The sequence below is a fragment of the Arthrobacter sp. H20 genome, assembly GCF_000520515.1.
GTDB lineage: Bacteria > Actinomycetota > Actinomycetes > Actinomycetales > Micrococcaceae > Arthrobacter_D.
Genome location: NZ_KI914718.1, coordinates 36,727 through 60,907 on the forward strand (window position 1 = coordinate 36,727; position 24,181 = coordinate 60,907).

19 protein-coding genes and 2 pseudogenes are annotated in these 24,181 nt (G+C 63.3%); 13 read left to right on the plus strand and 8 right to left on the minus strand.

Translation table 11 applies throughout. From position 1 onward, the window contains the following. Window positions 1–27 precede the first annotated feature (27 nt). Window positions 28–1,882: pseudogene (locus Y703_RS18150) on the plus strand (ABC transporter ATP-binding protein). A gap of 9 nt (window positions 1,883–1,891) precedes the next feature. Here the strand turns inward: Y703_RS18150 and Y703_RS18155 are convergent. Continuing rightward, window positions 1,892–2,098 (minus strand): hypothetical protein, encoded by a 207-nt coding sequence (locus Y703_RS18155; protein WP_253907947.1) that lies wholly within the window; start codon window positions 2,096–2,098, stop codon window positions 1,892–1,894. Window positions 2,099–2,245: 147 nt separating this feature from the next. Continuing rightward, complete coding sequence (locus tag Y703_RS0105460) at window positions 2,246–2,689, minus strand: MarR family winged helix-turn-helix transcriptional regulator (protein ID WP_026551902.1); 444 nt, start codon at window positions 2,687–2,689, stop codon at window positions 2,246–2,248. Between the two features lie 232 nt (window positions 2,690–2,921). Here Y703_RS0105460 and Y703_RS0105465 point away from each other — a divergent pair, with 232 nt between their 5' ends. From Y703_RS0105465 to Y703_RS0105475, 3 genes are all read left to right on the plus strand, one after another. Next, window positions 2,922–4,061, plus strand: coding sequence for a GuaB3 family IMP dehydrogenase-related protein (locus tag Y703_RS0105465; protein WP_026551903.1), 1,140 nt, complete (start codon window positions 2,922–2,924; stop codon window positions 4,059–4,061). A 48-nt stretch (window positions 4,062–4,109) separates the two neighbouring features. Next, a complete protein-coding gene (locus Y703_RS0105470; RefSeq protein WP_026551904.1) occupies window positions 4,110–5,834 on the plus strand; it encodes a glycerol-3-phosphate dehydrogenase/oxidase in 1,725 nt (574 codons plus the stop codon). A gap of 70 nt (window positions 5,835–5,904) precedes the next feature. Beyond that, entirely contained in the window at window positions 5,905–6,381 is a 477-nt protein-coding gene (locus Y703_RS0105475; RefSeq protein ID WP_035763976.1) for a PTS sugar transporter subunit IIA, read from the plus strand. A gap of 213 nt (window positions 6,382–6,594) precedes the next feature. On the opposite strand, the gene Y703_RS0105480 is transcribed toward Y703_RS0105475, so the two are convergent. After that, on the minus strand, window positions 6,595–8,364 hold the full coding sequence (locus Y703_RS0105480; RefSeq protein ID WP_051427332.1) for an ABC transporter ATP-binding protein: 1,770 nt from the start codon (window positions 8,362–8,364) through the stop codon (window positions 6,595–6,597). Next, window positions 8,357–10,078: an ABC transporter ATP-binding protein gene (locus Y703_RS0105485; protein WP_026551907.1), complete on the minus strand. Its 1,722-nt coding sequence runs from the start codon at window positions 10,076–10,078 to the stop codon at window positions 8,357–8,359. The genes Y703_RS0105480 and Y703_RS0105485 overlap by 8 nt, the downstream gene beginning before the upstream one ends. 130 nt (window positions 10,079–10,208) lie before the next feature. Here Y703_RS0105485 and Y703_RS0105490 point away from each other — a divergent pair, with 130 nt between their 5' ends. The 4 genes from Y703_RS0105490 to Y703_RS0105505 all read left to right on the plus strand — a co-directional run bounded on the left by Y703_RS0105490 (window position 10,209) and on the right by Y703_RS0105505 (window position 17,360). Then, window positions 10,209–11,075 (plus strand): SURF1 family protein, encoded by an 867-nt coding sequence (locus Y703_RS0105490; RefSeq protein WP_026551908.1) that lies wholly within the window; start codon window positions 10,209–10,211, stop codon window positions 11,073–11,075. Then, window positions 11,072–11,560, plus strand: coding sequence for a DUF3817 domain-containing protein (locus Y703_RS0105495; RefSeq protein ID WP_026551909.1), 489 nt, complete (start codon window positions 11,072–11,074; stop codon window positions 11,558–11,560). Before Y703_RS0105490 ends, Y703_RS0105495 begins: the two co-directional genes overlap by 4 nt. 150 nt (window positions 11,561–11,710) lie before the next feature. Then, window positions 11,711–13,261, plus strand: coding sequence for a glutamine-hydrolyzing GMP synthase (gene guaA, locus Y703_RS0105500; protein WP_026551910.1), 1,551 nt, complete (start codon window positions 11,711–11,713; stop codon window positions 13,259–13,261). An 85-nt stretch (window positions 13,262–13,346) separates the two neighbouring features. Further along, window positions 13,347–17,360 carry a DUF4011 domain-containing protein gene (locus tag Y703_RS0105505; protein WP_026551911.1) on the plus strand — a complete coding sequence of 1,338 codons (4,014 nt, stop codon included), beginning with the start codon at window positions 13,347–13,349 and terminating at the stop codon, window positions 17,358–17,360. Window positions 17,361–17,418: 58 nt separating this feature from the next. Here the strand turns inward: Y703_RS0105505 and cpaB are convergent, their stop codons facing one another. The 3 genes from cpaB to Y703_RS18160 all read right to left on the minus strand — a co-directional run bounded on the left by cpaB (window position 17,419) and on the right by Y703_RS18160 (window position 19,288). Further along, window positions 17,419–18,105 carry a Flp pilus assembly protein CpaB gene (cpaB, locus tag Y703_RS0105510; protein WP_051427333.1) on the minus strand — a complete coding sequence of 229 codons (687 nt, stop codon included), beginning with the start codon at window positions 18,103–18,105 and terminating at the stop codon, window positions 17,419–17,421. Window positions 18,106–18,200: 95 nt separating this feature from the next. Then, complete coding sequence (locus Y703_RS0105515) at window positions 18,201–18,554, minus strand: FmdB family zinc ribbon protein (RefSeq protein WP_026551913.1); 354 nt, start codon at window positions 18,552–18,554, stop codon at window positions 18,201–18,203. Window positions 18,555–18,640: 86 nt separating this feature from the next. Next, entirely contained in the window at window positions 18,641–19,288 is a 648-nt protein-coding gene (locus Y703_RS18160) for a 5-formyltetrahydrofolate cyclo-ligase (RefSeq protein ID WP_081743406.1), read from the minus strand. Between the two features lie 90 nt (window positions 19,289–19,378). Here Y703_RS18160 and galU point away from each other — a divergent pair, with 90 nt between their 5' ends. The 5 genes from galU (at window position 19,379) to Y703_RS21935 (ending at window position 23,528) form a co-directional block, all read left to right on the plus strand. Then, a complete protein-coding gene (gene galU / locus Y703_RS0105525; RefSeq protein WP_026551914.1) occupies window positions 19,379–20,275 on the plus strand; it encodes a UTP--glucose-1-phosphate uridylyltransferase GalU in 897 nt (298 codons plus the stop codon). A 9-nt stretch (window positions 20,276–20,284) separates the two neighbouring features. Then, window positions 20,285–20,965: a GNAT family N-acetyltransferase gene (locus Y703_RS0105530; RefSeq protein ID WP_026551915.1), complete on the plus strand. Its 681-nt coding sequence runs from the start codon at window positions 20,285–20,287 to the stop codon at window positions 20,963–20,965. Window positions 20,966–20,993: 28 nt separating this feature from the next. Further along, window positions 20,994–21,989, plus strand: coding sequence for a hypothetical protein (locus Y703_RS0105535; protein ID WP_026551916.1), 996 nt, complete (start codon window positions 20,994–20,996; stop codon window positions 21,987–21,989). Then, the gene (locus tag Y703_RS0105540) at window positions 21,961–23,244 is read left to right on the plus strand and encodes an aminoglycoside phosphotransferase family protein (RefSeq protein ID WP_253907948.1); all 1,284 of its coding nucleotides are present in this window, start codon (window positions 21,961–21,963) and stop codon (window positions 23,242–23,244) included. The genes Y703_RS0105535 and Y703_RS0105540 overlap by 29 nt, the downstream gene beginning before the upstream one ends. Window positions 23,245–23,345: 101 nt before the next feature. Further along, window positions 23,346–23,528 (plus strand): hypothetical protein, encoded by a 183-nt coding sequence (locus Y703_RS21935; protein ID WP_155849419.1) that lies wholly within the window; start codon window positions 23,346–23,348, stop codon window positions 23,526–23,528. Between the two features lie 109 nt (window positions 23,529–23,637). Here Y703_RS21935 and Y703_RS18165 read toward each other — a convergent pair. Beyond that, a pseudogene (locus tag Y703_RS18165) lies at window positions 23,638–24,180 on the minus strand (response regulator transcription factor); the annotation flags it as partial. Window position 24,181: the final 1 nt, after the last annotated feature.

Genomic DNA, 24,181 nt, shown 5'->3' on the forward strand with positions numbered 1-24,181 from the left:
ACCGGGAATCGATGACTGACGGACCCCATGTCTGATAGCGAGCTTCGACCGCCGCGGGAGCCCCGGCCGAGGCTCTCGCTTGGACCCTATGCGCGTGCGGTTGGGCAGGTCCTTCAGGTCAGCTTCGAGGCTTCGCCGGGTGCGGTCATCATGAAGGTCATCGGATCGCTGATTGCCGCAGTCCTCCCGCTGGTCACCACCTACTTCGCTGCCCTGACCACCACTGCCCTGGCCGAGGCATACGCCGGAAACCCCGACGCCGGAGCGCAGGCGGTGGTGTACGTGCTGATCACTGCTGGGCTGGGTCTGCTCTGGGGTGCCTTTAGCAGCGTGGACCGGTACATCCAGCAAGTGATGAGCTTCAGGGTGGGTGCGGTGGTTGGCGACCTGATGTACGAGCGGTTTCTCGCACTGGACTTTTGGCGGTATGACGACAAGGAAACTGTTGACCTCTATGACCGGGCCAAACGCTTCTCGGACTCATATGCGCGGGTCCTCGACCGGATAGCGGCTATTTTCACCCAGCTGGTATCGGTGATTCTGGCAATCGGGGCGCTGCTCCTGGTCAGCTGGGTGGGTTGCTTTGGTTGTCCTGATCGCTATCATTCCCAGTGTCTATCTGCAGTTCAAGCTGTCCCGTGAACAGATGGCTCACTGGAATACGCAAGTGGATTCGCGACGGCAGAGACGGCTGATCGAGACGAACCTGATCCGCCCTCAGCACATTGCCGAGATGAGGCTCTACGGCATTGTGAAGTACCTGATGGACCTGCGTTCCCGGCTGCGAGACGCTGACGAACTGCGCCGGCTGGAGTTCCAGAAGCGCTACATCTCTAAACAGCTGCTCGCCGATGCACTCCAGTACGGCGCCGAGGTGGTAGCGCTGATCTGGGTGGTGGGCCAGATCATTTCAAGGGCGCAGCCCGTCGGGCAGTTCCTCTACATCCAGCAGATCGTGAGCAGGGCGCTCTCAACCGCCAATTCGCTGGTCAGTTCGCTAAGCTCCATTGATGAGGATCTAGCCAACCTGAAGGACTATGAGGAGTTCATGAAGTATCCGACGGCCGTCGGTGGTGGGGCGGTCCTGGCGGAGGCGCCAGCCGAGGTGCGACTGTCGGACATCACCTATACGTACACGGGCGGCAGCACTCAGGTGCTACAGGGTATTTCCCTGACCATCAGGGCGGGCCAGCACATCGCTATCGTTGGGGAGAACGGCGCCGGAAAATCGACGCTCATTCGGATTCTTGCCGGGTTGTACCAACCGGAGTCCGGCCAGGTACTCCTCGATGGGCAGGACCTCAGGACAGTGGACATCAGATCCTGGCATCAACGCCTGGCGGTCATGTCGCAGGATTTCCTGAAGTACGAGTTTGCGACTGCGGCCAACAACATCTACTTCGGCGACGTTTCCCTGCCGAGGGACGATGCGCGGATGCAGCGGGCAGCCCAGGACGCCGAGGCCAGCGACTTCATCTCCAGCCTCCCTCAGGGGTTTGAAAACCACGTCAGCAACTGGATGGAAGACCCGAGGGGACGCAAAGGGAGTGGGTTGTCAGGCGGGCAATGGCAGCGCCTCGCCATGGCACGCAACTTCTACCGGGGCGCGCCATTCATTGTGATGGACGAGCCCACATCGGCGATCGATGCCCTGGCCGAACACCGGATCTTTAGCCGACTCTTTGCGGACAAGGAACACACAATCATTGCCATCAGTCACCGGCTTGCGACAATTGAAAAGTCCGACGTGATCTACATGCTGGAGGACGGACGAATAGCGGAGACCGGTACCCATGACGAGCTGGTGAACCGTCGGGGACGGTACTTCAGGATGTTCGAGAGCCAGCTGGGCCTCGACCCAAACCCTGCCGCAGGTGTCTAGGCACGGGATTTAGGCTGTTGCCGTGTCCTGCGGCTCCTGAATTGACGACTCCTGGGCGTCCCGCCCGTCGGTAGGCGATTCGTTGCCTCCGGTTGCGCGGTAGTCAAGCTCTGCGCGCAACTCCTCATGACGGGACTCGGTTTCCGGGTCGGGCTCGTAATCCTGGGTGTATTCATGGTCCAGCTGGCGATGAACCTTGCTGTTCAGTATTTCCACCTGGCTGTCCTCCAGGGGTGCCAAGTCCGCCGGAAATGATTTTTCCGGAGAAAGCCTGCTCTTATTACCCATAGCCCAGTGCCTTTCGAGGAGAGTGTTCGAACAATTCCTGCAGGATCAACTCTACGGCGAAAGCTGTGCCGAAGTTCAGCCTGCGGTTTGGGGCCCACCGGTACGCCCCGCACCCAACTCGTCGATCAGGTTCCTCAGCTCGGTGCGCAGGGTTTCGGAGAGGAGACCGCCCCCGGCAACGAGTGACTGTTCTATCTTCTGCGCCCTCGCCAACGCAGTCCTGCCGGACTCGGAGACCGAGACCATCTGGATCCGCTGATCCACCTCGCCACGGGCGCGCTCCACATAGCCGTTAACCTGTAACTTCTCAATGGTCTTGCCCATGGTCTGGTTCTGCACACGAATCAGCTGGGCAAGTTTGGTCTGATTGATGGGGCCGTTATCCTGCAGCACCCGTAGTGCTGTAAAACCAGCATGGGTGAGGCCGAGATCACTCAAGCCCGCGTTCCAGGCATGATCAACCAAACGCGCCGCAGTGGTCAATAGCCTCCCGGTGGGCCATTGCTCCAGCTCCTGCATGTCAACACTTCCTTCACTGGTGAAGATCGGTGGAACTCGGACCGTGCAGGCTCCTGTCCTAGGCTGCCATCCACTTTAGTCCCCTCGGGACGGGAAAAGAAAGCACGCTTACCACCTGTGGTCAGTCGGAGTTCTCAGTCTAAGTCGCCCGATGGCCTCCCCAGACAGCGCAGTCAGCTTGGAGCGGACCGCCGCGGAGTCCTTGCCCGCGCCGCTGGGATAACCTTGAAGCGTGACTAACGAGATAGAAATTGGCCGAGGCAAGCGCGGACGCAGGGCATACTCACTCGATGACGTGGCGGTGGTCCCGTCGCGGCGCACCCGTGATCCGCATGATGTGTCAGTGCAGTGGCAGATCGATGCGTACCAGTTTGAGATGCCGGTGATTGCTGCGCCCATGGATTCAGTCATGTCCCCGTCAACTGCCATCGCCATTGGCCGCCTCGGCGGTCTCGGTGTGCTCAACCTTGAGGGCCTATGGACCCGGTATGAGGATCCCCAGCCAGTCCTCGACGAGATTGCGGGTCTTAGCACGGAGAACTTCAGCCCGGCGGCGACCCGACGGATGCAGGAAATCTACAGCGCCCCGATCCAGGAAGGCCTAATCACCAGCAGGCTTGCCGAAATCCGGGAGGCCGGTGTTACGGTGGCGGGCTCGCTGACACCGCAGCGCACCCAGCAGTTCTACAAGACAGTCCTGGCCGCAGGGGTTGACATTTTCGTGATCCGAGGCACCACTGTCTCCGCCGAGCACGTCTCGAAGAACGACCAGCCGCTGAACCTCAAACAGTTCATCTATGAACTCGATGTCCCGGTCATCGTCGGCGGGGCAGCCGGCTACACCCCAGCCCTTCACCTGATGCGCACTGGTGCGGCAGGGGTGCTGGTTGGGTTCGGCGGGGGAGCGACGACGACGACGCGGCGAGCCTTGGGGATCCATGCGCCTTTGGCCTCGGCCATCTCCGACGTGGCAACCGCCCGGCGTGACTATATGGACGAGTCAGGCGGCCGCTACGTGCACGTGATCGCCGACGGCGGAATGGGCGCCAGCGGCGACATTGTCAAGGCGATTGCCATGGGCGCCGACGCCGTCATGCTCGGTTCGGCGCTCGCCCGCGCCGACGAAGCGCCCGGTCAGGGCTGGCACTGGGGGCAGGAAGCCCACCATGATGAGCTGCCCCGGGGTGACCGGGTGAATATCGGGACGGTTGGCCCGCTCAGGGAGGTGCTGTGGGGGCCCTCCCACCACACTGATGGAACCTCCAACGTGATCGGAGCCCTGCGCCGGGCGATGGCCACCACCGGTTACTCGGATCTGAAGGAGTTCCAGCGGGTGGAAGTGGTCCTTTCCCCCTACCTTTCCAACGGCTGATTGCTAAGGTTGGGGAACGTAGTATCGGACCGACGAAGGATCGCCGCCATGTCATCAGGTGCACTTAGCCCCCAGAACCGTGAAGACGCGCTCGCAGCGTTGAAAGCCACCTCGGAGTCCGGCAAGGAGCTGGATATCCTGGTTGTCGGCGGCGGCGTCGTCGGTGCAGGTTCGGCGCTCGACGCTGCGACCCGTGGACTTGAGGTGGGTATGGTCGAGGCCCGTGACTGGTCTTCGGGCACCTCGTCCCGGTCGTCCAAGCTGATCCACGGTGGTCTGCGGTACCTGGAGATGCTCGACTTTGCCCTGGTACAGGAGGCCTTGAAGGAGCGCGGTCTCCTGATTCAGCGGATCGCCCCACACCTGGTCCGTCCGGTGCCCTTCCTCTATCCACTGACCAAGCGCTTCGTCGAGCGACCCTACGTGGGCGCCGGCATCCTGCTGTACGACACGATGGGCATGACATCAGGCAACTCGCGCGGGGTCCCCATGCACAAGCACCTCTCCCGGCGTGGGACCCTCCGGGCTGCCCCGAGCCTGAAAGAGGACGCAATGGTCGGTTCGATCCGCTATTACGACGCCCAGGTTGATGACGCGCGGTATGTAGTGAACATGGTGCGCACCGCGGATCACTACGGGGCCAGGGTGGCTAACCGGGTCGCTGTGGTTGATTTCCTTCGCGAGGGGGAACGGGTGGTTGGTGCCCGCGTGAAGGACCAGGAAACCGGCGACCTGTTCGATATTCGCGCCAAGCAGGTCATCAATGCGACAGGAGTCTGGACCGACGAAACCCAGGCCATGGTCACCGACCGGGGTCAGATGAAAGTCAGGGCGTCGAAGGGCATCCACCTGGTTGTCCCGCGGGACCGTTTCCAGTCCACTGTTGGATTGATTCTGCGCACCGAGAAGTCTGTGCTGTTCGTGATTCCTTGGGGGCGCCACTGGATCATCGGAACTACTGACACGGACTGGGAACTGGACAAAGCGCACCCGGCCGCGTCGTCAAAAGACATCGACTACGTGCTCGAGCACGTCAATAAAGTGCTGCGCCGGCCTCTCACACGGGAGGACGTAGAGGGTGTTTATGCCGGGCTTCGCCCCTTGCTGGCCGGAGAGAGTGACTCCACCGCCAAGCTCTCCCGGGAGCATGTGGTGGCGCACCCTGTGCCAGGCCTGGTGGTAGTGGCCGGGGGTAAATGGACCACCTACCGGGTGATGGCCAAGGACGCGGTGGATGAGGCGACCAGGGCCCTTGATGAAAGGGTCCCCGCCAGCTGCACCGAGACGGTCCCGCTGCTGGGAGCTGAAGGATACAAAGCAGCCTGGAACAAGAGGGCCAGGATGGCTGAAAGCTCAGGAGTTCACGTCGCCAGGGTGGAGCACCTCCTCCAGCGCTACGGAAGCCACGCCGAGGACATCCTTGCGCTGATCCGCGAGGACAGGTCGCTGGGTGAGCCTCTGCCGGGGGCAGATGACTACCTTGGGGCAGAGGTGGTGTACGCAGTCACCCACGAGAACGCGCGCCATGTGGATGACGTGCTGACCCGGCGCACCAGGATCTCCATCGAGTCATGGGACCGCGGGGTGTCGGCAGCGCCGGTGGTCGCAGCGCTGATGGCGCCGTTCCTTGAGTGGAGTGACGCGCAGGTTGACCGTGAGGTCAAGCACTACCTCGCCCGCGTCGAGGCCGAGCGATTGAGCCAGGAGCAGCCCGACGACGTACTGGCGGACAGTGCCCGAATGGGAGTCGAAGATATTGTGCCGCTAAGCTAGAACTGCGGTCTGGACGCCGCGCCACCTGTCCAACGCAACCCGCGAGAGGTCTACCGTGACCGAGCGTTCCATGGAATTGCACGATGCCATTCTGACGACACCTGAACTGGTGATTCTTGAGATGGTAGCCGATAGTAAGGAAGAGGCTGCGGCACAGCTTGCCGGGAAGCTGTTCGAGAACGGGCGGATCTCGCAACTCGATGGATTTCTGGCACAGGTCAATTCACGCGAACACCAAATGGCCACGGGTTTGCCCGGCGGGGTCGGGTTGCCGCATGCGCGCAGCGAGTATGTCACCCAGACCAGCATTGCGGTGGGTGTCACGAAGTACGGTCACAGTCTTGACTTCGGCGCGGTCGACGGGCCGGCGACCCTTGTCCTGCTGATCGCCACCCCGTCGCAGTCTTTCTCCGAGCACCTTGAGGTGCTGGCCACCCTGGCGCGTTCCCTGTTCAAGGAAAATTTCAGGGAATCTCTCAGGCGTGCCCACGACACCGAGGTGATTGCCGAGCTGATCAACTCGACACTGGTGTTTTTCGACCACTGATGCCCCTCGTCGGTGAGGGAGGCCCGTTATCGTCGGGGACACCCGCTGCCGTCGGCGCCAGCACGCCGTCGCCGGGTCGATGAGTAACTTGACATCGGTGGGCAAGCTACGCCTATCCCTCCCAACGGTTCAGGTTGACCTCGGCGGTCCGGATTGCTCACCACCAGAGCTTGTTCTCGATCACTGATTGACCAGAGTTCGGCTCTTCGCCAATCAGTATTCGGAGCGCCAGGACCTCCACAGCGCCGCATAGGAGCCGTCCAGAGCGAGCAGTTCGTCGTGGGAGCCGAGCTCCGTAATGTTGCCGTTCTCAACCACGGCTACCCGGTCGGCGTCGTGGGCGGTATGCAGTCGGTGGGCAATAGCAACTACCGTGCGCCCCTCCAGAACCGCATTGAGTGAGCGTTCCAGATCACGTGCGGCTTGCGGATCGATGAGCGATGTCGCCTCATCCAGCACCAGGGTGTGCGGGTCAGCGAGGACCAGCCGCGCCAGCGCGAGCTCCTGCGCCTGGGCTGGTGTCAGCTCGTGGGCACCCGATCCGACCTCGGTCTCAAGGCCAAGCGGCAAAGCGTGGGCCCAGCCTAGAGCGCCGACGTCGTCGAGTGCCTGCTTCAACTCTGCCTCAGTCGCATCATCCTTGCCCAGCCGGATATTGTCAGCCAACGAGCCGACGAACACGTGGTGTTCCTGAGTGACCAGGGCCACTTCACGGCGCAGGGCGTTGAGCGGACGGTCGACCAGTGGTACCCCACCGACAGTGACCGAGCCCGCGGTGGGTGGATGAATTCCAGCGATGAGCCGTCCAAGCGTCGATTTGCCGGCGCCGGATGGGCCGACCATTGCCAGTCGCTCCCCGCGGCGCAGCTCAAGATCGACGCCGTGCAGAACATCGTGACCGGGGCGGTAGGCGTACCGTGCCGTGGACACCAGAATGTCGTCGTTCAACGGCTCATGGTCGGTCGCCTGCCGATCCGGCTTGACCTCTTTGATGCCGACGATGCGCGCCAGCGATGCCGCGCCCACCTGGATCTCGTCAGTCCACATGATCAGCAGATCCACTGGGTCGATGAGTCGCACAGCAAACAAGGCCACTGTTGCAACCACTCCCGGTGTGACGACGTCTTGCGATGCCAGCCAGCCACCCCACAGGAGCACTCCCGCCACGGGCAGCCAGAAGGCGAAGTCGGCTGCCGGGAAGAGAATGGTGCGGAGCCAGAGGGTGTACCGCTCGGCCCGGTAACTGCCGCTCAACGCTCCATCGATACGATCACGGCGCAGCGCGCCGAGTCCGAGGGCGTCGACAGTCCGGGCGCCCTCGATGGTCTCGGTGATCGAACCGTTGACGACGGCGTAGGTCTCCCGCTCCTTCTGGTAGCCAGCCGAGCTCCGCTTGAGGTACCACCGGGTCACTGGATAGAGGACGGGAAGGCCCACCAGTAGCGCCAAAGCCAGCACCGGCGAGGTGATGACTGCGGCGCCGATGGTCAGCAGGATGGTCACAAGCGACACGACCACCTGCGGTACGCCGAACCGCACGGTATGCGAGACGGCGTCGACGTCGTTGGTGGTACGTGAGACCAGATCCCCGGTGCCTGCCTTCTCCACTGTGGACAGCGGCAGGGAGGTGACCCGTTCCATGAAGTCTTCGCGCAGTTCGGCGAAGACCGTTTCACCGAAGACCATTCCGGCGCGGACCGCCAGGCGGCGGAGGAGTGCCTGAACGATCAGGAACGCGAGCATGATGAGGGAAACTGTCGCTATGTAGTCGGAGGTTGTTCCCTCGACGACGGCGTCCACCACGCGCCCGAGCAATACCGGGCCCACCAGACCTGCTATCGCCGAACCAACATAGAGGGCGACGACCCGTGACAGTCCGCCGCGGTGGTGCCTGATCAGCTGAGAAGCCTCGGCGCGCACCTGCGACGGCTCAGCGACCGGGAGCTTCCCGGAGGTGTCGGTGCCGACAGTTGTTTCACTCACTTCGGATAACCACGTTTCGGTAGGCGGGTTGGCTGGACAGCAGATCCTGGTGGGTGCCTTCGGCTACCACCTGGCCATCCTCGAGATAGACAACGTGATCCATGACGCCCAGCATCAGGGGACTGGCGGTGACCACCACGGTCGTCTGATCACTTCCTCCTCGCATGCCTTTCAGGCGGGTAGCGATCCTGGATTCGGTATGGGCGTCCACGGCGCTGGTCGGTTCTATCAGCACCAGGGTTTCGGCCTCGGTCAGGAGAGCCCGGGCGAGGACCAGCCGCTGGCGTTGCCCGCCGGAGAAGCCGCGGCCGCGCTCAGTCACCTCGTGATCGAGACCGTCGTCGACGCCGTCCAGGATGTCCAGGGCGCTTGACGCGTCGAGGGCGGCGAGTATCAGTGAGTCATCATGGGTCGACTGAGGGTCCAGCTGAGAGCGCAGTGAGCCGGTGAACAACTGCGGGTTCGCTTCGCTGACCACAATTCGACGGCGAATATCCGCGAGCGCGATGTTGTGTAACGGAACGGGCCCCCAGCGGACTTCGGCCTGGTCGAGAACCTCGTCCTCGAAGCGTCCCAGCCTCGTTGCCAGCTCGGCCGAAGCGGCGGTGTCCACTGACACCACAGCTGTCATCCGGCCCGGGTGGATGAGGGTGCCGGTGCGAGCATCGTGCAGGACTGACCCGGGGGGTGGGGCGGGCGCCGTCGAGCCCTGATCGGAAACGTCAGGCTCAACGACAAGGACAGCTATGATTTTGCGTGCCCCGACGTGCGCCCTGATGAACCGGGCCACGCTGTCAGCTGCTGCCCGAATCGGGGTCATCAGAAAGATCGAGTACCCATACAGCGCCACCAGCTGGCCGGGCTCGATGTCTCCGGAGAGGGCAAGGTTCGCGCCGACCCAGGTAAACAGCACGCTGAAGGCGCCGGCAATGAACACCTGCGAAGCCTCAAGGTCTGCCAGGGAGTAGGCCACCCGGATGCCCGAGTCCCGGGTTGTGGCGGACCGTTCACGGTAGCGGTTCACAAAGATGTGCTCGCCGCCGATTCCCCTGAGTACACGAAGCCCGGCGACCGTGTCTGCCCCCACCGCTGTCATCTTTCCTGACGCTTCCCGTTGCTCACGTTGACGCGCCTGCAAGGGGCGTACCACGAAGAGGAGCAGGGCGCAACAGGCCGGCACACCGACCAGGACAATAATGCCGAGCAGCAGCGACGTCTGGGCGATCAACACGCACACCACCAGCCACGCAACGATCGAGCCGGCCAGGCGGGCCGACACCGCGTAAATTTCCCCGAGCCGGGTGGCATCAGATGCCGCAGTGGACACCACCTCGCCGGTGGAGAGCTTCCGTGGGAGTGCGTCACCGGTGCGTGTCACCTTGTATCCGATCAGGCGGATGGAGTGGAAAGCCGCCTGCAGCCAGCCGCTGATCGCCGTGCGGTGTTCCAGCGTGCCTGCACCTGCCTGAAGGACAGTCAGGCCGATCAGGACGCCCACCCACAAAAAGAGGCGGTCAAAGTCTCCGCCTACCACCCCTTCGTCGATGGCCCGTCCCAGCACGTAGGGCATCACTGCCTGGGCGACCATCCAGACGGTGCCGAAGAGCACACCGGCCAACAGCGTCGCCTTTTGCTTCGATGCCAGCCAGAGTAGATACCGGGAAGGTGATCGGAGGTCTGGGGGGCCGGGGTCGGGATAGGGATACGCGCGCACGATCAACCATCCTAGCCCCTTCAGGGCAAAGTGATAGACAACTCCCAATCACTGGTCCATGCCGGGTCCTGACGCGGGCGGCTCAAACGGGCATTCGGTTTTCTACACCGTGACGAAGTACCGTTAAGGGGTGCTCAAAACCGCGCTTAAACCCCGTTGGATCCTCTCACTGATCCTCGCCATGGTGATTGCGGCAGTCTTTGTGCTCTTGAGCCAATGGCAGTTTTCCAGCTCGCAGGACGACGCACCGCCGCCGCCGAGCAGCACCGAGAGGGTGCGACCGCTGACTGACGTGTTCAGCCCGGGCGTTCCGATGACTGCGCCGATTGCAGACCAAATGATCACCATGGACGGCGAATTTCTGGCGGATACCGCCGTGTTGGTCAAGGATCGGCTCCAGAATGATAGGCAGGGGTTCTGGCTCCTATCAGCTTTCGCCGTCGACGGCGGCGAGGTGCCACCGGGGTCCGACGTCCCGACGGTCATCCCGGTAGTGCACGGCTGGGTTCCTGATCCGGCAGCAGCTGCCGAAGTCCCCGAACCGGTGGGGCCGGCGGTTGTGGTGGGGCGCCTGCTGCCTTCAGAGGGTCCTTTGGCCGAACGCCCGGTGGAGGGTCAGATCCCGACGCTGGCGACGTCGGACCTCACCAATCGCTGGGACAGCCCGATCTATGCGGGCTTTATCGTGTCATCCTCGACCACGGCCGACGGTGCCGAGCTTGTCCCTCAGGCCCCGTTGGAGGTCGTCACCGTGGGGCCCCAGCCGCAGGACACCCCACTGAACTGGCTGAACATCTTTTACGCAATCGAATGGTTTGTCTTCGCAGGATTCGCCTTCTTCCTGTGGTGGCGCCTGGTTGCCGACGATCACCGGCGTTCGCTTGAAGATGCAGAAGATGCAGAAGATGCAGAAGATGCAGAAGGCGCAGAAGATGCTGATGCCGACGATGCTGACTCTCCCCAGCCCGAAACAACTACGAATGAGGTACGACAGTGAGCACGCCAGATGTCAACAAACCAGCCGCCGGCGCCCCTGGTGCCGCGAAGAAAACCAGACGGCGGTTCGGTGGCACCCACGCCCAGATCCTCTCGGCGGTGACGTTCTACAAGGTGCTGGCGTACGCCACAGGGTTCATGCTGCTCCTGGTGGTGGTGGAAATGATTGCCGCCTACGGCATGCACTCCCACATTATGATCGGGGGACCCGAGGGGCTGCTATCGCTGACGGATAAGGACTTCTCGGACACCGCAGAGGGATTCAATTTCTCCACCACTGTCTTGATCGTCCATGGGTGGATGTATGTGGTGTATCTGATCGCCGACTTCCGGTTGTGGCAAATGATGCGCTGGCCGTTCAAGCAGTTCCTGGTCATGGCACTGGGAGGAGTGGTGCCGTTGCTGTCCTTTATCGTTGAACGCCGGATCCACCGGCAGGTGGAGAGCGAACTCGCTGCCCACCCCGAGGCGGCCTCGAGGTACTAGCGGCCCTCAGCTGGTCCTAATGTGCGGTCGGGTGCCTGCGGCGACTATTGTTGGGGGGTGACTATTCCCGCACCCGGACCCGGAATTTCAGGCCAAGCCGACTCCACCACTGCCTCAGTCGAGGGGAGCTCCGAGACAGGCCACCGGCCAGTGCTGGTGGTGGACTACGGTGCCCAATACGCCCAGCTCATTGCCCGCCGTGTCCGCGACGCAGATGTGTATTCAGAAGTAGTGCCGCACACTCTTACCACAGCTGACTTGCTGGCCAAGAATCCGGTAGCGATCATCCTGTCCGGCGGACCGTCAAGCGTCTACGCTGAGGGGGCCCCGCGGGTGGACCCTGACCTGTTCTCAGCTGGCGTGCCGGTTCTGGGTATCTGCTACGGCTTCCAGGCGATGGCCTCAGCGCTCGGTGGGACAGTCGCCAAGACCGGGCTCAGGGAGTACGGCTCAACTGACGTCGTCGCGACGGGCGACAGTGGATCACTACTTGACGGCGTCCCGGAGCACCAGAACGCGTGGATGAGCCACGGAGACAGTGTGCAGGCAGCACCGGCCGGGTTTGAGGTACTGGCGAGCACAGCGGGCGCACCGGTTGCCGCGTTCGCCGACGAAGACCGCCGTCTCTATGGAGTGCAGTGGCACCCCGAGGTGAAGCACTCTGGCCATGGACAGCAAGTCCTGGAGAACTTTCTGTTCAAGGGAGCCCGCCTTGACGCCAATTGGACCACCGGCAACATCGTCGAGGAGCAGGTCGAACGCATCCGTGCGCAGGTTGGTGACGCACGTGTGATCTGCGGGCTCTCGGGCGGTGTGGACTCGGCGGTCGCCGCCGCGCTGGTGCAGCGCGCAGTGGGGGACCAGCTCACCTGTGTCTTCGTTGACCATGGACTCCTGCGCGAGGGCGAAGCTGAGCAGGTGGAGCGCGACTTCGTCGCAGCAACCGGGGTTAACCTGTATGTTGCCAACGAACAGAAGCGTTTCCTCGACGCGCTCGCTGGAGTCAGCGACCCGGAGACCAAGCGAAAGATTATCGGCCGCGAGTTCATCCGCGCGTTCGAGGAAGCCGAACGGGCGATCATCGCCCAAGCACAAGCCCACGGGGAGAAGATCAGGTTTCTGGTGCAGGGGACGCTCTACCCGGACGTCGTCGAATCCGGTGGTGGCGAAGGTGCTGCGAACATCAAAAGCCATCACAATGTGGGAGGCCTTCCCGAGGATCTGCAGTTTGAACTGGTGGAGCCCCTCCGTGCATTGTTCAAGGACGAGGTCCGTGCGGTTGGAGCGCAGCTGGGGCTCCCCGCCGAAATTGTTGGCCGTCAGCCCTTCCCCGGCCCCGGTCTGGGAATCAGGATTGTCGGCGACATCACTCAGGAGCGGTTGGACCTGCTGCGCCGCGCTGATGCCATCGCGCGAGCAGAGCTGACCGCCGCAGGACTGGACGACGAAGTCTGGCAGATGCCAGTGGTCCTGCTCGCGGATGTCCGCAGTGTCGGGGTCCAGGGTGATGGCCGCACCTACGGCCATCCGATTGTGCTGCGCCCAGTATCGAGTGAAGACGCAATGACGGCCGACTGGTCGCGGCTGCCGTTTGACCTGCTGGCCCGGATTTCGAACCGGATCACCAACGAGGTCGAGGAAGTAAACCGGGTGGTGCTGGACATCACCAGCAAGCCTCCCGGCACCATCGAGTGGGAGTAACCGACCATCGGACGGGAACGGGTATTTACCTGTTCCCGGTGTTGCGGGAGCACCCGAAGGTCCCTTGTCGGATAGCTTGGAAGACATGCCCATCTGGTCGAGAGTGTCGAAAATAACCGCAGAAAAGGAGACCATCGTGTCAGTGCAGGATCCCGGGGACTCCGCTGGGAACTTTCTGCTGCCGTGGCTCAAGCAGCTTGGTGCTCACGCGGGCACAGACACCCTGCTCCACTTTTCGCCGGCCTCTACCAACATTATCGATCTCACCCATGCCCACCCCTCGGGTCTGGCCCAGCTCCTCGCCGGCCGCCGCACCCGCCTGTCCACACTCCTCCGCGACCCGGGCCAGTACGCGGCGGCCATGAAGGCGGCCCGGGTACTCCGAGCAAAAATCTACGAACTCGGCACCGAACGAGGGATCGACGTCGGCTACTTGGCCGCTGGCACCGCCGCCTGGCGCAGCGTTGACGATGATGGGCGGCCCGAATCGCTCACCGCGCCAGTGCTCCTGACGGCAGTGTCCCTGACTGTGCACGCGTCACAGGACGACTATGAACTGCAGCTCACCGAGCACGCACGCCTGAATCCTGCCCTGGTCCGCCACTTGCGCTCCGCGCAAGGCGTGGCGATCGACGCCGGAGCTGTCGCCAAACTCGCGTACGGCACGGCCAGGTTTGATCCGCTGCCGGTACTGGATCGGCTCCGCGCGCTGACTGACGGTGTCCGGGGGATGGCGATAGAGCATCATCTTCTGGTCTCCACCTTCGCCGATCTCGCCGACGTCGCCGACGATCCGGCGATCCGGGCGGATCACCCAGTGCTGGCCGCTCTGATGAATGCCGCAAAAGATGGACAATCGGCGCCCGCAGCAACCCAGACTCTCGACCCCGGAACGCCAGTTGACGACCGGCTCCCAGCTGATGAGCTGTTGATCAAAGATGCTGATTCCTCCCAGCAACTGGTTCTGGACCAGATTGCTCAGGGACACTCACTTGTTGTGTCAGCCCCCCCGGGATCAGGCCAAACCCAGACGGCGCTGAACGCTGTCGCAGCGCTCACCGAACAGGGCAAGAGCGTGCTGGTGGTAGCGGAGCGCCGCGGCACCCTCAACGAGATGGTGCGGGAACTCGACTCGCTCAACCTTGGCTCCCTGATGCTGCAGCTCAATGCCAACATCAACGAACAACAGCTCAAGGATCAACTGATCCGCGCTATCGTGCGGAACGAGAAAGCAACCCGGCCCGAGCTGGCCGGCCTGCACCAGACGCTTGTCGACCACCGCCATCAGCTGCAGGACCATGTGAAGTCCCTGCACAACGTCCGAAGCCGCTGGGGCTGCTCTCCCTACCAGGCCATGCAGTCCCTCGCTGACCTCACCTCGCTGAACCCCGCGCCTGCGACAACTGTGCGTCTGTTGCGCAGCGTAATGGACAACATCCCCGACCGCGCTGAACTCACTGGGCGGCTCCGCAGGGCAGCCGAGCTGGGCAGCTTCAGCGCTTCAGCCGTCGAGAGTCCCTGGTACGGCGCGAAGCTGCTGAACCGCAAGGAAACCGAGCACGCTCACGAGCTGGCCGTCGGTCTGGCCCGGGATATCCCGCTCCTGCGTGAAAAAGTGCTGCGGGTGGCCGAGCATTCCCAGATCAGTCTCGGGGGCTCGTTCTCTGAGTGGGGAGAGCAACTGGAACTCCTTGCCGCAGTCCGGGCAAGTCTTGACAAGTTCACGCCTGATATTTTCGACCGGCCGGTCACTGACCTGATCACTGCCACCGCTTCAGCCTCCTGGCGCCGGGAACGGGCAATCGAGATGAGCTCGATGACCCGTTCGCGACTGCGCAGGGTAGCCAAGGAGTATGTGCGCCCGGGGGTTCATATCGCCGACCTGCACACCTCCCTGGCGGAAGTGCAGCAACAGCGGACGCTGTGGACCCAGTACGCGACCACCGAACGCCACCCCTCAGTGCCCACCGGTCTCGCCGAGATCAATAGCTTCCACCACAAGATCGGGCGGGAGCTGAACGAACTCACTCAGGTCCTCGCCAGCACACCGCGCCAGGTAGACCTTGCTGCCATGCCATTGGAGGAGCTCGGCAACCGTTTGGCCGAGCTCGCCAGAGACAAGCAGACCCTCGCTACCCTGCCGGAACGCACCCTCTTGCTCGACGAGATGCGGGAGCACGGGCTGGGCGAACTCCTCGATGACCTGGCCCGCCGCGAAGTGAGTCCGCGACAAGTGGGCGCCGAACTTGAACTCGCCTGGTGGCAGTCGGCCCTCGACGCGATGATCAGCGGTGACGATTATCTTGCCATGTCCGACGGCGGAAGCCTGCGGCGGTTGGAGGCTGACTACCGTCTGGCTGACAACGCCCACATCGCATCCGGCCCGGGCAGGCTCCGGTTTGCCCTGGCTGAGCGGTGGCGCTCAGCGCTCGCCGCGCACCCGGCAGAGGCAGAGCAGCTGCGGGAGCTCCTGCGGACAGGAACCCTCGATCTTGCGGGGCTCAGTGCCCAGGATGACGACCTGGTGACGGCACTTGTGCCGGTCTGGGCTGCCAGCCCGCTCATGCTGCCCACGGTGTTACCCGTGGACAGGACCTTCGACGCGGTGATCGTCCTCGACGCGGACTCGATTTCCCTGCAGTCGGCTGTTCCTGCCCTGGCGCGGGCGACCCAGGTCATCGCGTTTGGGGATGACCGCCTGGGTGGCCCCCAGGGCTTCAGCGTCGGGGCGGGGGCTGAGCTACCGCAGGAACCTGATCAGCTGACCAGTGCCTACCGGGCTCTGTCCGCCATCCTGCCGACCATCTCGTTGAACGAGGTCTATCGCGGCGTCGATAAGGCCCTCACCGGCTACCTCAGCGACGCTTTCTATGATGGTCGGCTCTCGCGGCTGCCGCATGGCTCCGAAATCGCCAGCACAGGACGGGCACTCACTGTCGAGTATCTGCCCGACGGAACCGGGATGCCCAGCGCCGATCAGGCGGGCGTGGAGAGTGTTGCCGCCGAGGTTGGCAGGGTAGTGGATCTTGTGTTCGAACACATTCGCCGCCGGCCCAGCAGCTCACTGGCAGTGGTAACGGCCAGTGCCCGGCACGCCGGGCGCGTGGGTCAGGCCATCAGACAGCGGATGGCTGACCTACCCTGGGCCGCCGACTTCTTCGCTCCCGGAAGAGAGTCATTCCGTGTGGTCCCGGTGGAACGCGCGGCGGGGCTCACCCGCGATTGCGTGATCTTTTCCCTTGGGTTCGGACGCACTCCCCACGGCAGGGCCCTGCACAACTTTGGGCAGTTGTCCGGCCCCGATGGCCGTGGCCGTTTTGTGACTGCTATGACACGGGCGCGCCATCGGCTTCACGTGGTGACCTGCTTCCTGCCCAGCGATCTGGACCCCACCCGACTGGATAACGGGGCACTCGATTTCTATGGCCTGCTCGAGCGTGAGCTTGGAGAACAACCGCCGGAGCAGGTGACCGAGCCTCAGCCCGTTGTGCCATCGGCGACGGCGAATACCGATCCGCTGGTAGCTGATCTGGTGAACCGACTCCGCGATCGGGGTGCGCACGTGCTGGATCATTACGACGGGGTCCTCGACATCGTTGCCACAGCCGGACCTGGAACCACAGCTATCGCTGCTTCCGCGGGCGCCGAGTCAGGCCCAGAAGCGCAGATACCGCCGATGGCCATCGAATCGGACGGGACCGACAGGTACCGGACGATGACAGTCAGGGAGCGAAGCAGGCTCCGCCCCCAGCTGCTGGAACGGATGGGCTGGCGTTACATGCCCCTGTGGACTATTGAGGTGTTCACCGACCCCAACGGGTGCGCCGACTTGATCGGTAGCTATCTTGGACTCGCCGAGGTTTCTGGGCGCGGTCGACATTCAGACTCGCAGAGCAGGACGGGCATGAGCTCACCAGGCAGCCAGGGCCTTGAGCCGGATCTGAAGGACGCGCCAGCGCAGCCAGTGGTCGCAGGAGCTTCCTCGTCCGAGAGTGTGCTGCCGAAGCGCGCTGCCGAGGATGAGGCGGGCTCGTGGGGCGAAACTGAGGACTCCCATGAGGCGTGGTTGAAAGAGCAGCGTCCGCCGCACTGGAACTGACTGCCTTGGGGATGAACACCACCCCTGCGCACAGCAGTGGTGGTGTTCAGCTGATGTGCTAAGGCGGTGCTCCGGTGAGGACAAGGTGAACACTTCCGCTGCTGGACGCCCCGGCCAGAGCTGCAGCGTCGGCTGGATCTGCGGCGACCACCACCAGTCCGTCGCTGTCGACGGCGCCCGGCCAGGATCCGCTGGCTCCGCCGCCCGACGACGCTGACGTCCACAGCACCGGCAGCCCCCTGGCGAGAACAGTTGTCTTGGCCGGCTGGTCGAAACCGTTCCCGGCGCTGAGGACCACCTCCACATGCTGACCCGGTGAGACGAGCTGGACGGTTGAGGGATCTGCCGGGCGCACCGGCACGGCTACCGTGTCAGGGGGAGCCCCGGCGAGCAGCCCCGATCCGACGAAGAACGACTCGGTGAGGATGTCCCCGCGAACCAGGGGAGTGGCAAGCTGCTCCCCGAGTACCTCCCTCAGGTCAGCGAACGATCTCGAGGGGGCCGCTTCTGGCGGCAGGTCTGTCATGATGACCTTCTCGGCGGTCAGGACTGTCCCGACCGGCAGATCGATCGCGGCCGCTACCAGGTTGACACGGGTTGGGTCGGGCGGGATCAACGCCTCGACGGCCGTCGCCGAGGCCAGGCAGAACAACAGAGCTGCCAACAACCTGCGGTTACGGAACAGGAAGCGGCTGGCGCGCTGCGAGGGTCTGGCGCGCTGCTGCGGGCTCGTTGCGGAAACCATTTACCAACGCTAGGTCCGCAGTGGGGGCCTTGGGACATGGGAGGCGCCTATGTGGAGAAGGTGCCTCATGGCCGCAAGAGGTGGAGGGGAAGTCTCTAGCTTGCAGCCGCTGTGGTCTTTGGCGTCGCTGCAGGTTTCTTCGCGGCAGCGGCGGTGTCCTTACTGGCAGGAGCGGAACTGCCTCCCTGGCCGGAACTACCGGCTGACGATTCAGTGCTGGTGCCGGCTGGCGCGGCTGAACCGCTGGCGCCAACGTCAACCGACTTCTTGCTGTCACGGGAATCGTTGCGGTAGAAGCCTGATCCCTTGAAGACAACCCCTACGCTGTTGAACTTCTTCCGCAGCGACCCCTCGCATTCCGGGCACACGGTGAGCGAGTCATCAGAAAAAGCCTGGTGGATGTCGAAAGCGTGGTCGCAGGTCTTGCAGGCGTAGGCATATGTAGGCAAAGGGAATCCTCCTGGACAAGCTCTATTCTTGGGGCCTGATCACCCAAGCCGGTTCGACTGGCACTCTAGGGTCCCGAGTGCCAAGTCTACACCGCCTCACCGCCCGGATGGAGCAGGTGGAACGCGGACGGGGTGAAGACTCCGGTCTGCGGCATATCCAGCTCCGTCCTCCCTAGAGACAGTCCCGGCAACAGCTCATGGTCATAGACATAAGCGGCGGCTGGGACGTCCGGCACTATTGTCCGCAGCTGCGCAAGGAATCGGTCATAGTAGCCGCCACCCTGGCCGAGGCGGGTGCCGCTGCGATCAACAGCGAGGCCCGGCACCAGCACAAGGGAGAAGGCTCCGTGGTGATCGAGGAGCTCCGAAAAGTGGGAGCGCTGTCCCACGGGTTCCAGCAACGGCGCGCGGACGCTCCGGCGCAGCTCACTATCGGTGTGCCACCTGCACCAGGACAGTTGATAGTCCGGCTCGCAGATGGGTACTACTACTTCGTACCCATCTCGGGTGAGGGACTCGAGGAGTCCGGTGGTTCCGGGCTCAGGGTCCATTGACAGGTACGCGGCGACCAACTCGCCGTCGGCCGGTCCCCGCTGGTCACGCAGCCACTGTCGGACCTGCGTGCGCAGTCCGTCAGCCGCACGGGCGCGCACGGCCGGCGGCATTGCCTGCCGTTGGGCGCGAAAGTGTGCCCTGGCTTCCTCTTTGCTCGCCGCAATCGACATCGGTCCCATACCGGCACACTGTACCGAAGCTGAGCGCGCCAAGGTGTGTGGATTCCGCTGTGGCGTTGTAAGGGCACTGCTGTTATGTAGTGTGGTGCCATGACTTCACGAGTGAACAAGGCTGTCATCCCCGCTGCGGGACTTGGCACGCGCTTTCTTCCCGCCACTAAGGCGATGCCCAAAGAGATGCTCCCAGTGGTGGACAAGCCAGCGATCCAGTACGTGGTCGAAGAGGCAGTCAGCGCCGGGATGACAGACATCCTGATGATCACCGGTCGAAACAAGCGCTCGCTCGAGGACCATTTCGACCGGGTCCCATTCATCGAGCAGACACTCGAGGCAAAGGGCGATCACGAGAAGCTCGCCGCGGTCCGTCGGCCATCGGAACTAGGAGATATCCACTACCTCCGGCAGGGCGACCCAAAGGGTCTCGGACACGCTGTGCTGCGGGCGAAGCTGCACGTAGGCAATGAGCCGTTTGCCGTCCTGCTCGGCGATGACCTCATCGACGAGCGGGATGTCCTCCTGAAGACCATGATCGAGGTACAGGAAAAGACCGGCGGGTCGGTGATTGCCTTGATCGAGGTTGATCCAGACCAGATCAGCGCGTACGGGTGTGCTGACATCTCTCCGATCGACGGCGAAAACTATGTTCAGGTCAGTGAGCTGGTCGAGAAGCCAGCCGTCGATGAGGCGCCGTCCAACCTGGCCGTCATCGGACGCTACGTGCTGCACCCACGCGTTTTCGACGTCCTGGAAACAACCGGACCGGGGCGAGGTGGGGAAATCCAGCTCACCGATGCGCTGCAGACCCTTGCGTCAGCTGATGGGGAGGGATCGGGCGTGTACGGCGTAGTCTTCCGCGGACGACGCTATGACACCGGTGACAAGCTGAGCTACATCAAAGCCGTGGTCACCCTCGCGTCGGAACGGGATGACTTGGGACCCGACCTTCAGGCGTGGCTGAAGAGCTTCACCCACAGCCTCGACGGCTAGCCTGAGCAAGTGAGCGGGCACTTCAGTTGGCCGGTGACTCTGGAGACGGACAATCTGGTCCTCCGGCCAGTGCGTCTCCGGGACAAGAAGGAATGGTCGGCCGTCCGACAGCGCAACGCCCAGTGGCTTGCCCCATGGGAGGCCTCCAACCCGGCGCCAGGCGGATACCTCCCCAGCTACCCGGAGATGGTCAGGTCGCTCAGAAAACAGGCACGGGGAGCAACGGGGCTACCCTTTCTGATTACTGAACGCAGTGCCCATCTCCGGGCGACAGCCATCGTGGGCCAACTGACGGTATCGACAATTGTCTGGGGGTCAGCGATGAGCGCGACGCTTGGCTATTGGGTGGACCGCGAGCGTGCCGGGCGTGGTATCGCTCCGACCGCCGTGGCTTTGGCGACTGACTACTGTTTTCAGAGCCTGGGTTTGCACCGGATGGAAATCAATATCCGTCCCGAGAATGCAGCAAGCCTTCGGGTCGTTGAGAAACTCGGTTTCAGGAATGAAGGCTTACGCCGGAACTATCTCCACATCGCCGGAGAGTGGGCTGACCACCTGAGTTTTGCGCTCACCCGCGAGGAGGCTCCTCAAGGCCTCTTGGTGCGCTGGCAGGAACAGGTGGCACTGAGGCGCAACGACACGGCCACCGGGCAACCCGCTGACGACACACCGCCCGTAATACTGCCCTGATCAGCGTGGACGACCTACCGTTTTAGACGTGGACTTCTCTATGAACAGCTCGGTGGTACTTGCCGCGATCGTCGGACTCTGGCTGATCTGGGTTGGCCCGTATGTTCTACGTATCCGCAGGCCAGCAGTGTTGGCCGAAACGGTTGCCACCTCTGCCCTAGTCCCACCCGCAAGAGCCGAGAGCCGAGTCTCTCAGGGGAGCATTATGGAAATGTCCGGTCACAGCAATGGCGCCTCCGATACCCGGACCGTTGGATCATCCAGCGGGATCCAGCCGGGTACTGAACGACCCACCATTCGGCGCGGCCGTACATCAATAGCGGCGGTCGGTGCTGTAGCGCTGATTGCAGCAGTTATCTGTGTTCCCCTCGCTGCGCTATCAGTCGTCCCGGCGCTGTTGCCGCTGGGGGCGTTCGTCGTGTCCCTGCTGGCCGTGGCTGGCCTGCGCCGCCTTGCCATCCGGGACCGGCGGCGTGAAGTTGATGCGGCATTCGCCGACGCCATTTCCTCTTCCCGCCCCGCCGCCGTGACTCCCAGAGCTCCAGCCGTGCCCGGTCCACGACGGGAGACCAGGCTTTTCGATGCAGAAACCTCGGTCCCCGCCAACGACGAGGGCTCTCCGGTCGGGGACCACCCGACATCTGCTGCGCCTACTCTCACAGCCACCGACCTACGCCAGGCGGCGCTTGCCGTCGCAGCGAGTGCTGCAGCCCCATCCGCTGGTCCATCAGCTGCCAAGCCTTCTCTTACCGTCCCGGAGACGGTTCCGGAACCATCAGGAACCTGGCAGCCAGTCGAGGTGCCCAAGCCCATGTACGTTGCGGCAGCGAAAGCCGAGCGGCAGGCGCCAGCCCCACTGGAACTCCCCGATGCTCCGAAGGCACAGGCCGGGACCTCCCTCAAGCAGGGCGCGGTTCCGCCGGTAATTGAAAGCCCCGACACGTCATCGGGCCCCAGCCCTGCCAGCAATCCCACAACCGGCAGGATGAACCTCGATGACGTCCTGCAGCGTCGCCGGGCCTGACCCCGAAGCACCCGGCCCGGGGGCTGAAACAGCTCAGCTGAGGTTGCTGGAAAGCGATGGCGTTGCCGAGCCGATCCGCCTCGCACTAGCTACCTTCGGAAGACGACCTGTCAGCTGGTCGGTGGTCCAGGTACATCACCGACCGGGCGCCGGCGCGACTGGGATCTATCAGGTGCAGGTCGACGCCGAGAATGGTGACCAAAGCACCGAGTTCCTCTGCATCAGCACGGTTAACCTGCCGGAAAGTACTCCAGCGACAGTGCAGCGGCGCAGCGCTGATGGAACTATTCTGACCGTGTGGCAGCACCCCAACGATCCACTGCTGCCGGGTTTACCCTGGGCCTGTGATGCGTTCCAGGTCGGTCAGGCTCTCTTCACCGACTCCCAGCGGGCAGACCCGGCGGATAATGCGGCACCAGTGCTGGCGACCGTCAGCTATCGCCCGCTGAGGCGGGCTGTGATCACTGCCGACTTTCGCGGGGAGCGCCGCTACCTCAAGGTGCTGCGTGGTGGTCAGGGAGCCCACCTGGCTGAGCGTCATCGTCTGCTGACGGACGCCGGGATCCCTGCGCCGGTCCTGATCGATGTGCCAGCGCAGGACGTCCTCGCCATGCATCCAGCGGCGGGTACGCCTCTCGCCGAACAACTCATGAGGGATGGGGCGCAGGCGTTGGATCCACGAACCCTTGTGGACCTGTTACAGCGGCTTCCCGCCGAGTCCATGTTGTTGCCTGAGCATCAGGCGTGGGCTGTACGGGTGTGGGACTATGCCAAGGGAGCCGCCGCCGCCCTGCCCGAAGAGAAGCAGAGGATCTCGGCGTTGGCGGAAAAGGTGTACCGGGTGGTGTCCTCGGTTGACGCGGGTCCCAGGGTTCCCTCACATGGTGACTTTTACGAGGCAAACCTGCTGGTCGCCGGTGACCAGGTCTCAGGGCTGCTGGATGTCGATGCGCTCGGCCCGGGACATCTGGTCGACGATCTGGCCTGCTTTATCGGACATCTCGCCGTCCTGCCTGCCCTCGATAGTCGGTACGTCCATGTCCCAGCGGCGCTGCACCGCTTCCTCAGTGTGTTTGACCACCAGGTACACCCCGCAGCGCTCCGAGGCCGCGCTGCAGGGGTTGCCCTGACCCTTGTGGCAGGTGCAAAGCACAGAGCCACTGCAGAGGACCGGACATCCTGGCGGTCCGATGCCCTGCAGCGACTAGCGATCGCCGAGAATCTTGTCGAAGAAGCGGAGGCACTCGATAGCTAGTCGATTATGAGACGTCTCTCATAATCAGCTCCTTTCCATCTCACAAACGCGGAGCAGAGTGGGTAGTCCAACCACTTCCGCTGATCGTGAAAGGCCCCACCATGCAGAAGCGAAACATCTGGATTGCCACCGGTTCGCTCCGCGTCCGCTTCGACACCCCCAGCACCTCCTCCGACGCCCGCCGTGGTCCCTGCTCCAGGCCCTATGCCGCCCCCGGGTGGGCCAGCGGATTCGGGCTATTCGGCCCCCAGCGTCGTGTCGGCCCCCAGCGCCGCCAGCGGTGACTAGCCACACCCGCGGTTGGTTCCCAGCCCGGGAGCGCTCCTATCAGCCGGGATTCCGGAGTATTCCCCCAGACACTCCGGAATCCCGCCGCTTCCTCGTCTCATGGGGTCAGGACTCGTCGGACGCCAATCGGTATCCCATGCCGCGGACAGTTGTGAACCGTTGTGCTCCGAGTTTGTTCCGCAGATAGCGCACATACACGTCCACCACATTTGATCCTGGATCAAAATCGTAGCCCCAGACCCGGGATAGCAGCTGTTCACGGTTCAGCACCTGGCCGGGGTTCCGCAGAAACGTCTCGCCTAGCGCAAATTCACGCGCCGAACGATCCACTTCCCTGCCGCTGACCGCCGCGCGACGGGTTCTCAGGTCCAGCTGCAGGTCCTGGTGAACCAGGACCGAGCTGTCGGTGGTGGGGGCGTCCTGCCGGAGACGAAGTTGGACCCGGGCGAGGAGTTCCTCGAAGCGGAAGGGCTTGGCCATATAGTCGTCAGCACCACCTTCCAGACCCGCTACCGTGTCGTCGATTGAGTTTCGCGCAGACAGAATGATGACCGGTGTGGTGTTCCTCGACTCGCGGAGGCGCCGGAGCACAGTGAATCCATCCTGGTCCGGGAGGCCCAGGTCGAGCACGATGAGCTCGAAGTCTCCT

Excerpts from the sequence above, each read along its gene's own strand:
- Y703_RS0105460 (WP_026551902.1), bottom strand. The coding sequence starts at position 2,689 with ATGCAGGAGCTGGAGCAATGGCCCACCGGGAGGCTATTGACCACTGCG.
- Y703_RS0105470 (WP_026551904.1), top strand. The coding sequence starts at position 4,110 with ATGTCATCAGGTGCACTTAGCCCCCAGAACCGTGAAGACGCGCTCGCA.
- Y703_RS0105475 (WP_035763976.1), top strand. The coding sequence starts at position 5,905 with ATGGAATTGCACGATGCCATTCTGACGACACCTGAACTGGTGATTCTT.
- Y703_RS0105505 (WP_026551911.1), top strand. The coding sequence starts at position 13,347 with ATGCCCATCTGGTCGAGAGTGTCGAAAATAACCGCAGAAAAGGAGACC.
- cpaB (WP_051427333.1), bottom strand. The coding sequence starts at position 18,105 with ATGGTTTCCGCAACGAGCCCGCAGCAGCGCGCCAGACCCTCGCAGCGC.
- Y703_RS18160 (WP_081743406.1), bottom strand. The coding sequence starts at position 19,288 with ATGGGACCGATGTCGATTGCGGCGAGCAAAGAGGAAGCCAGGGCACAC.
- galU (WP_026551914.1), top strand. The coding sequence starts at position 19,379 with ATGACTTCACGAGTGAACAAGGCTGTCATCCCCGCTGCGGGACTTGGC.
- Y703_RS0105540 (WP_253907948.1), top strand. The coding sequence starts at position 21,961 with ATGACGTCCTGCAGCGTCGCCGGGCCTGACCCCGAAGCACCCGGCCCG.
- Y703_RS21935 (WP_155849419.1), top strand. The coding sequence starts at position 23,346 with ATGCAGAAGCGAAACATCTGGATTGCCACCGGTTCGCTCCGCGTCCGC.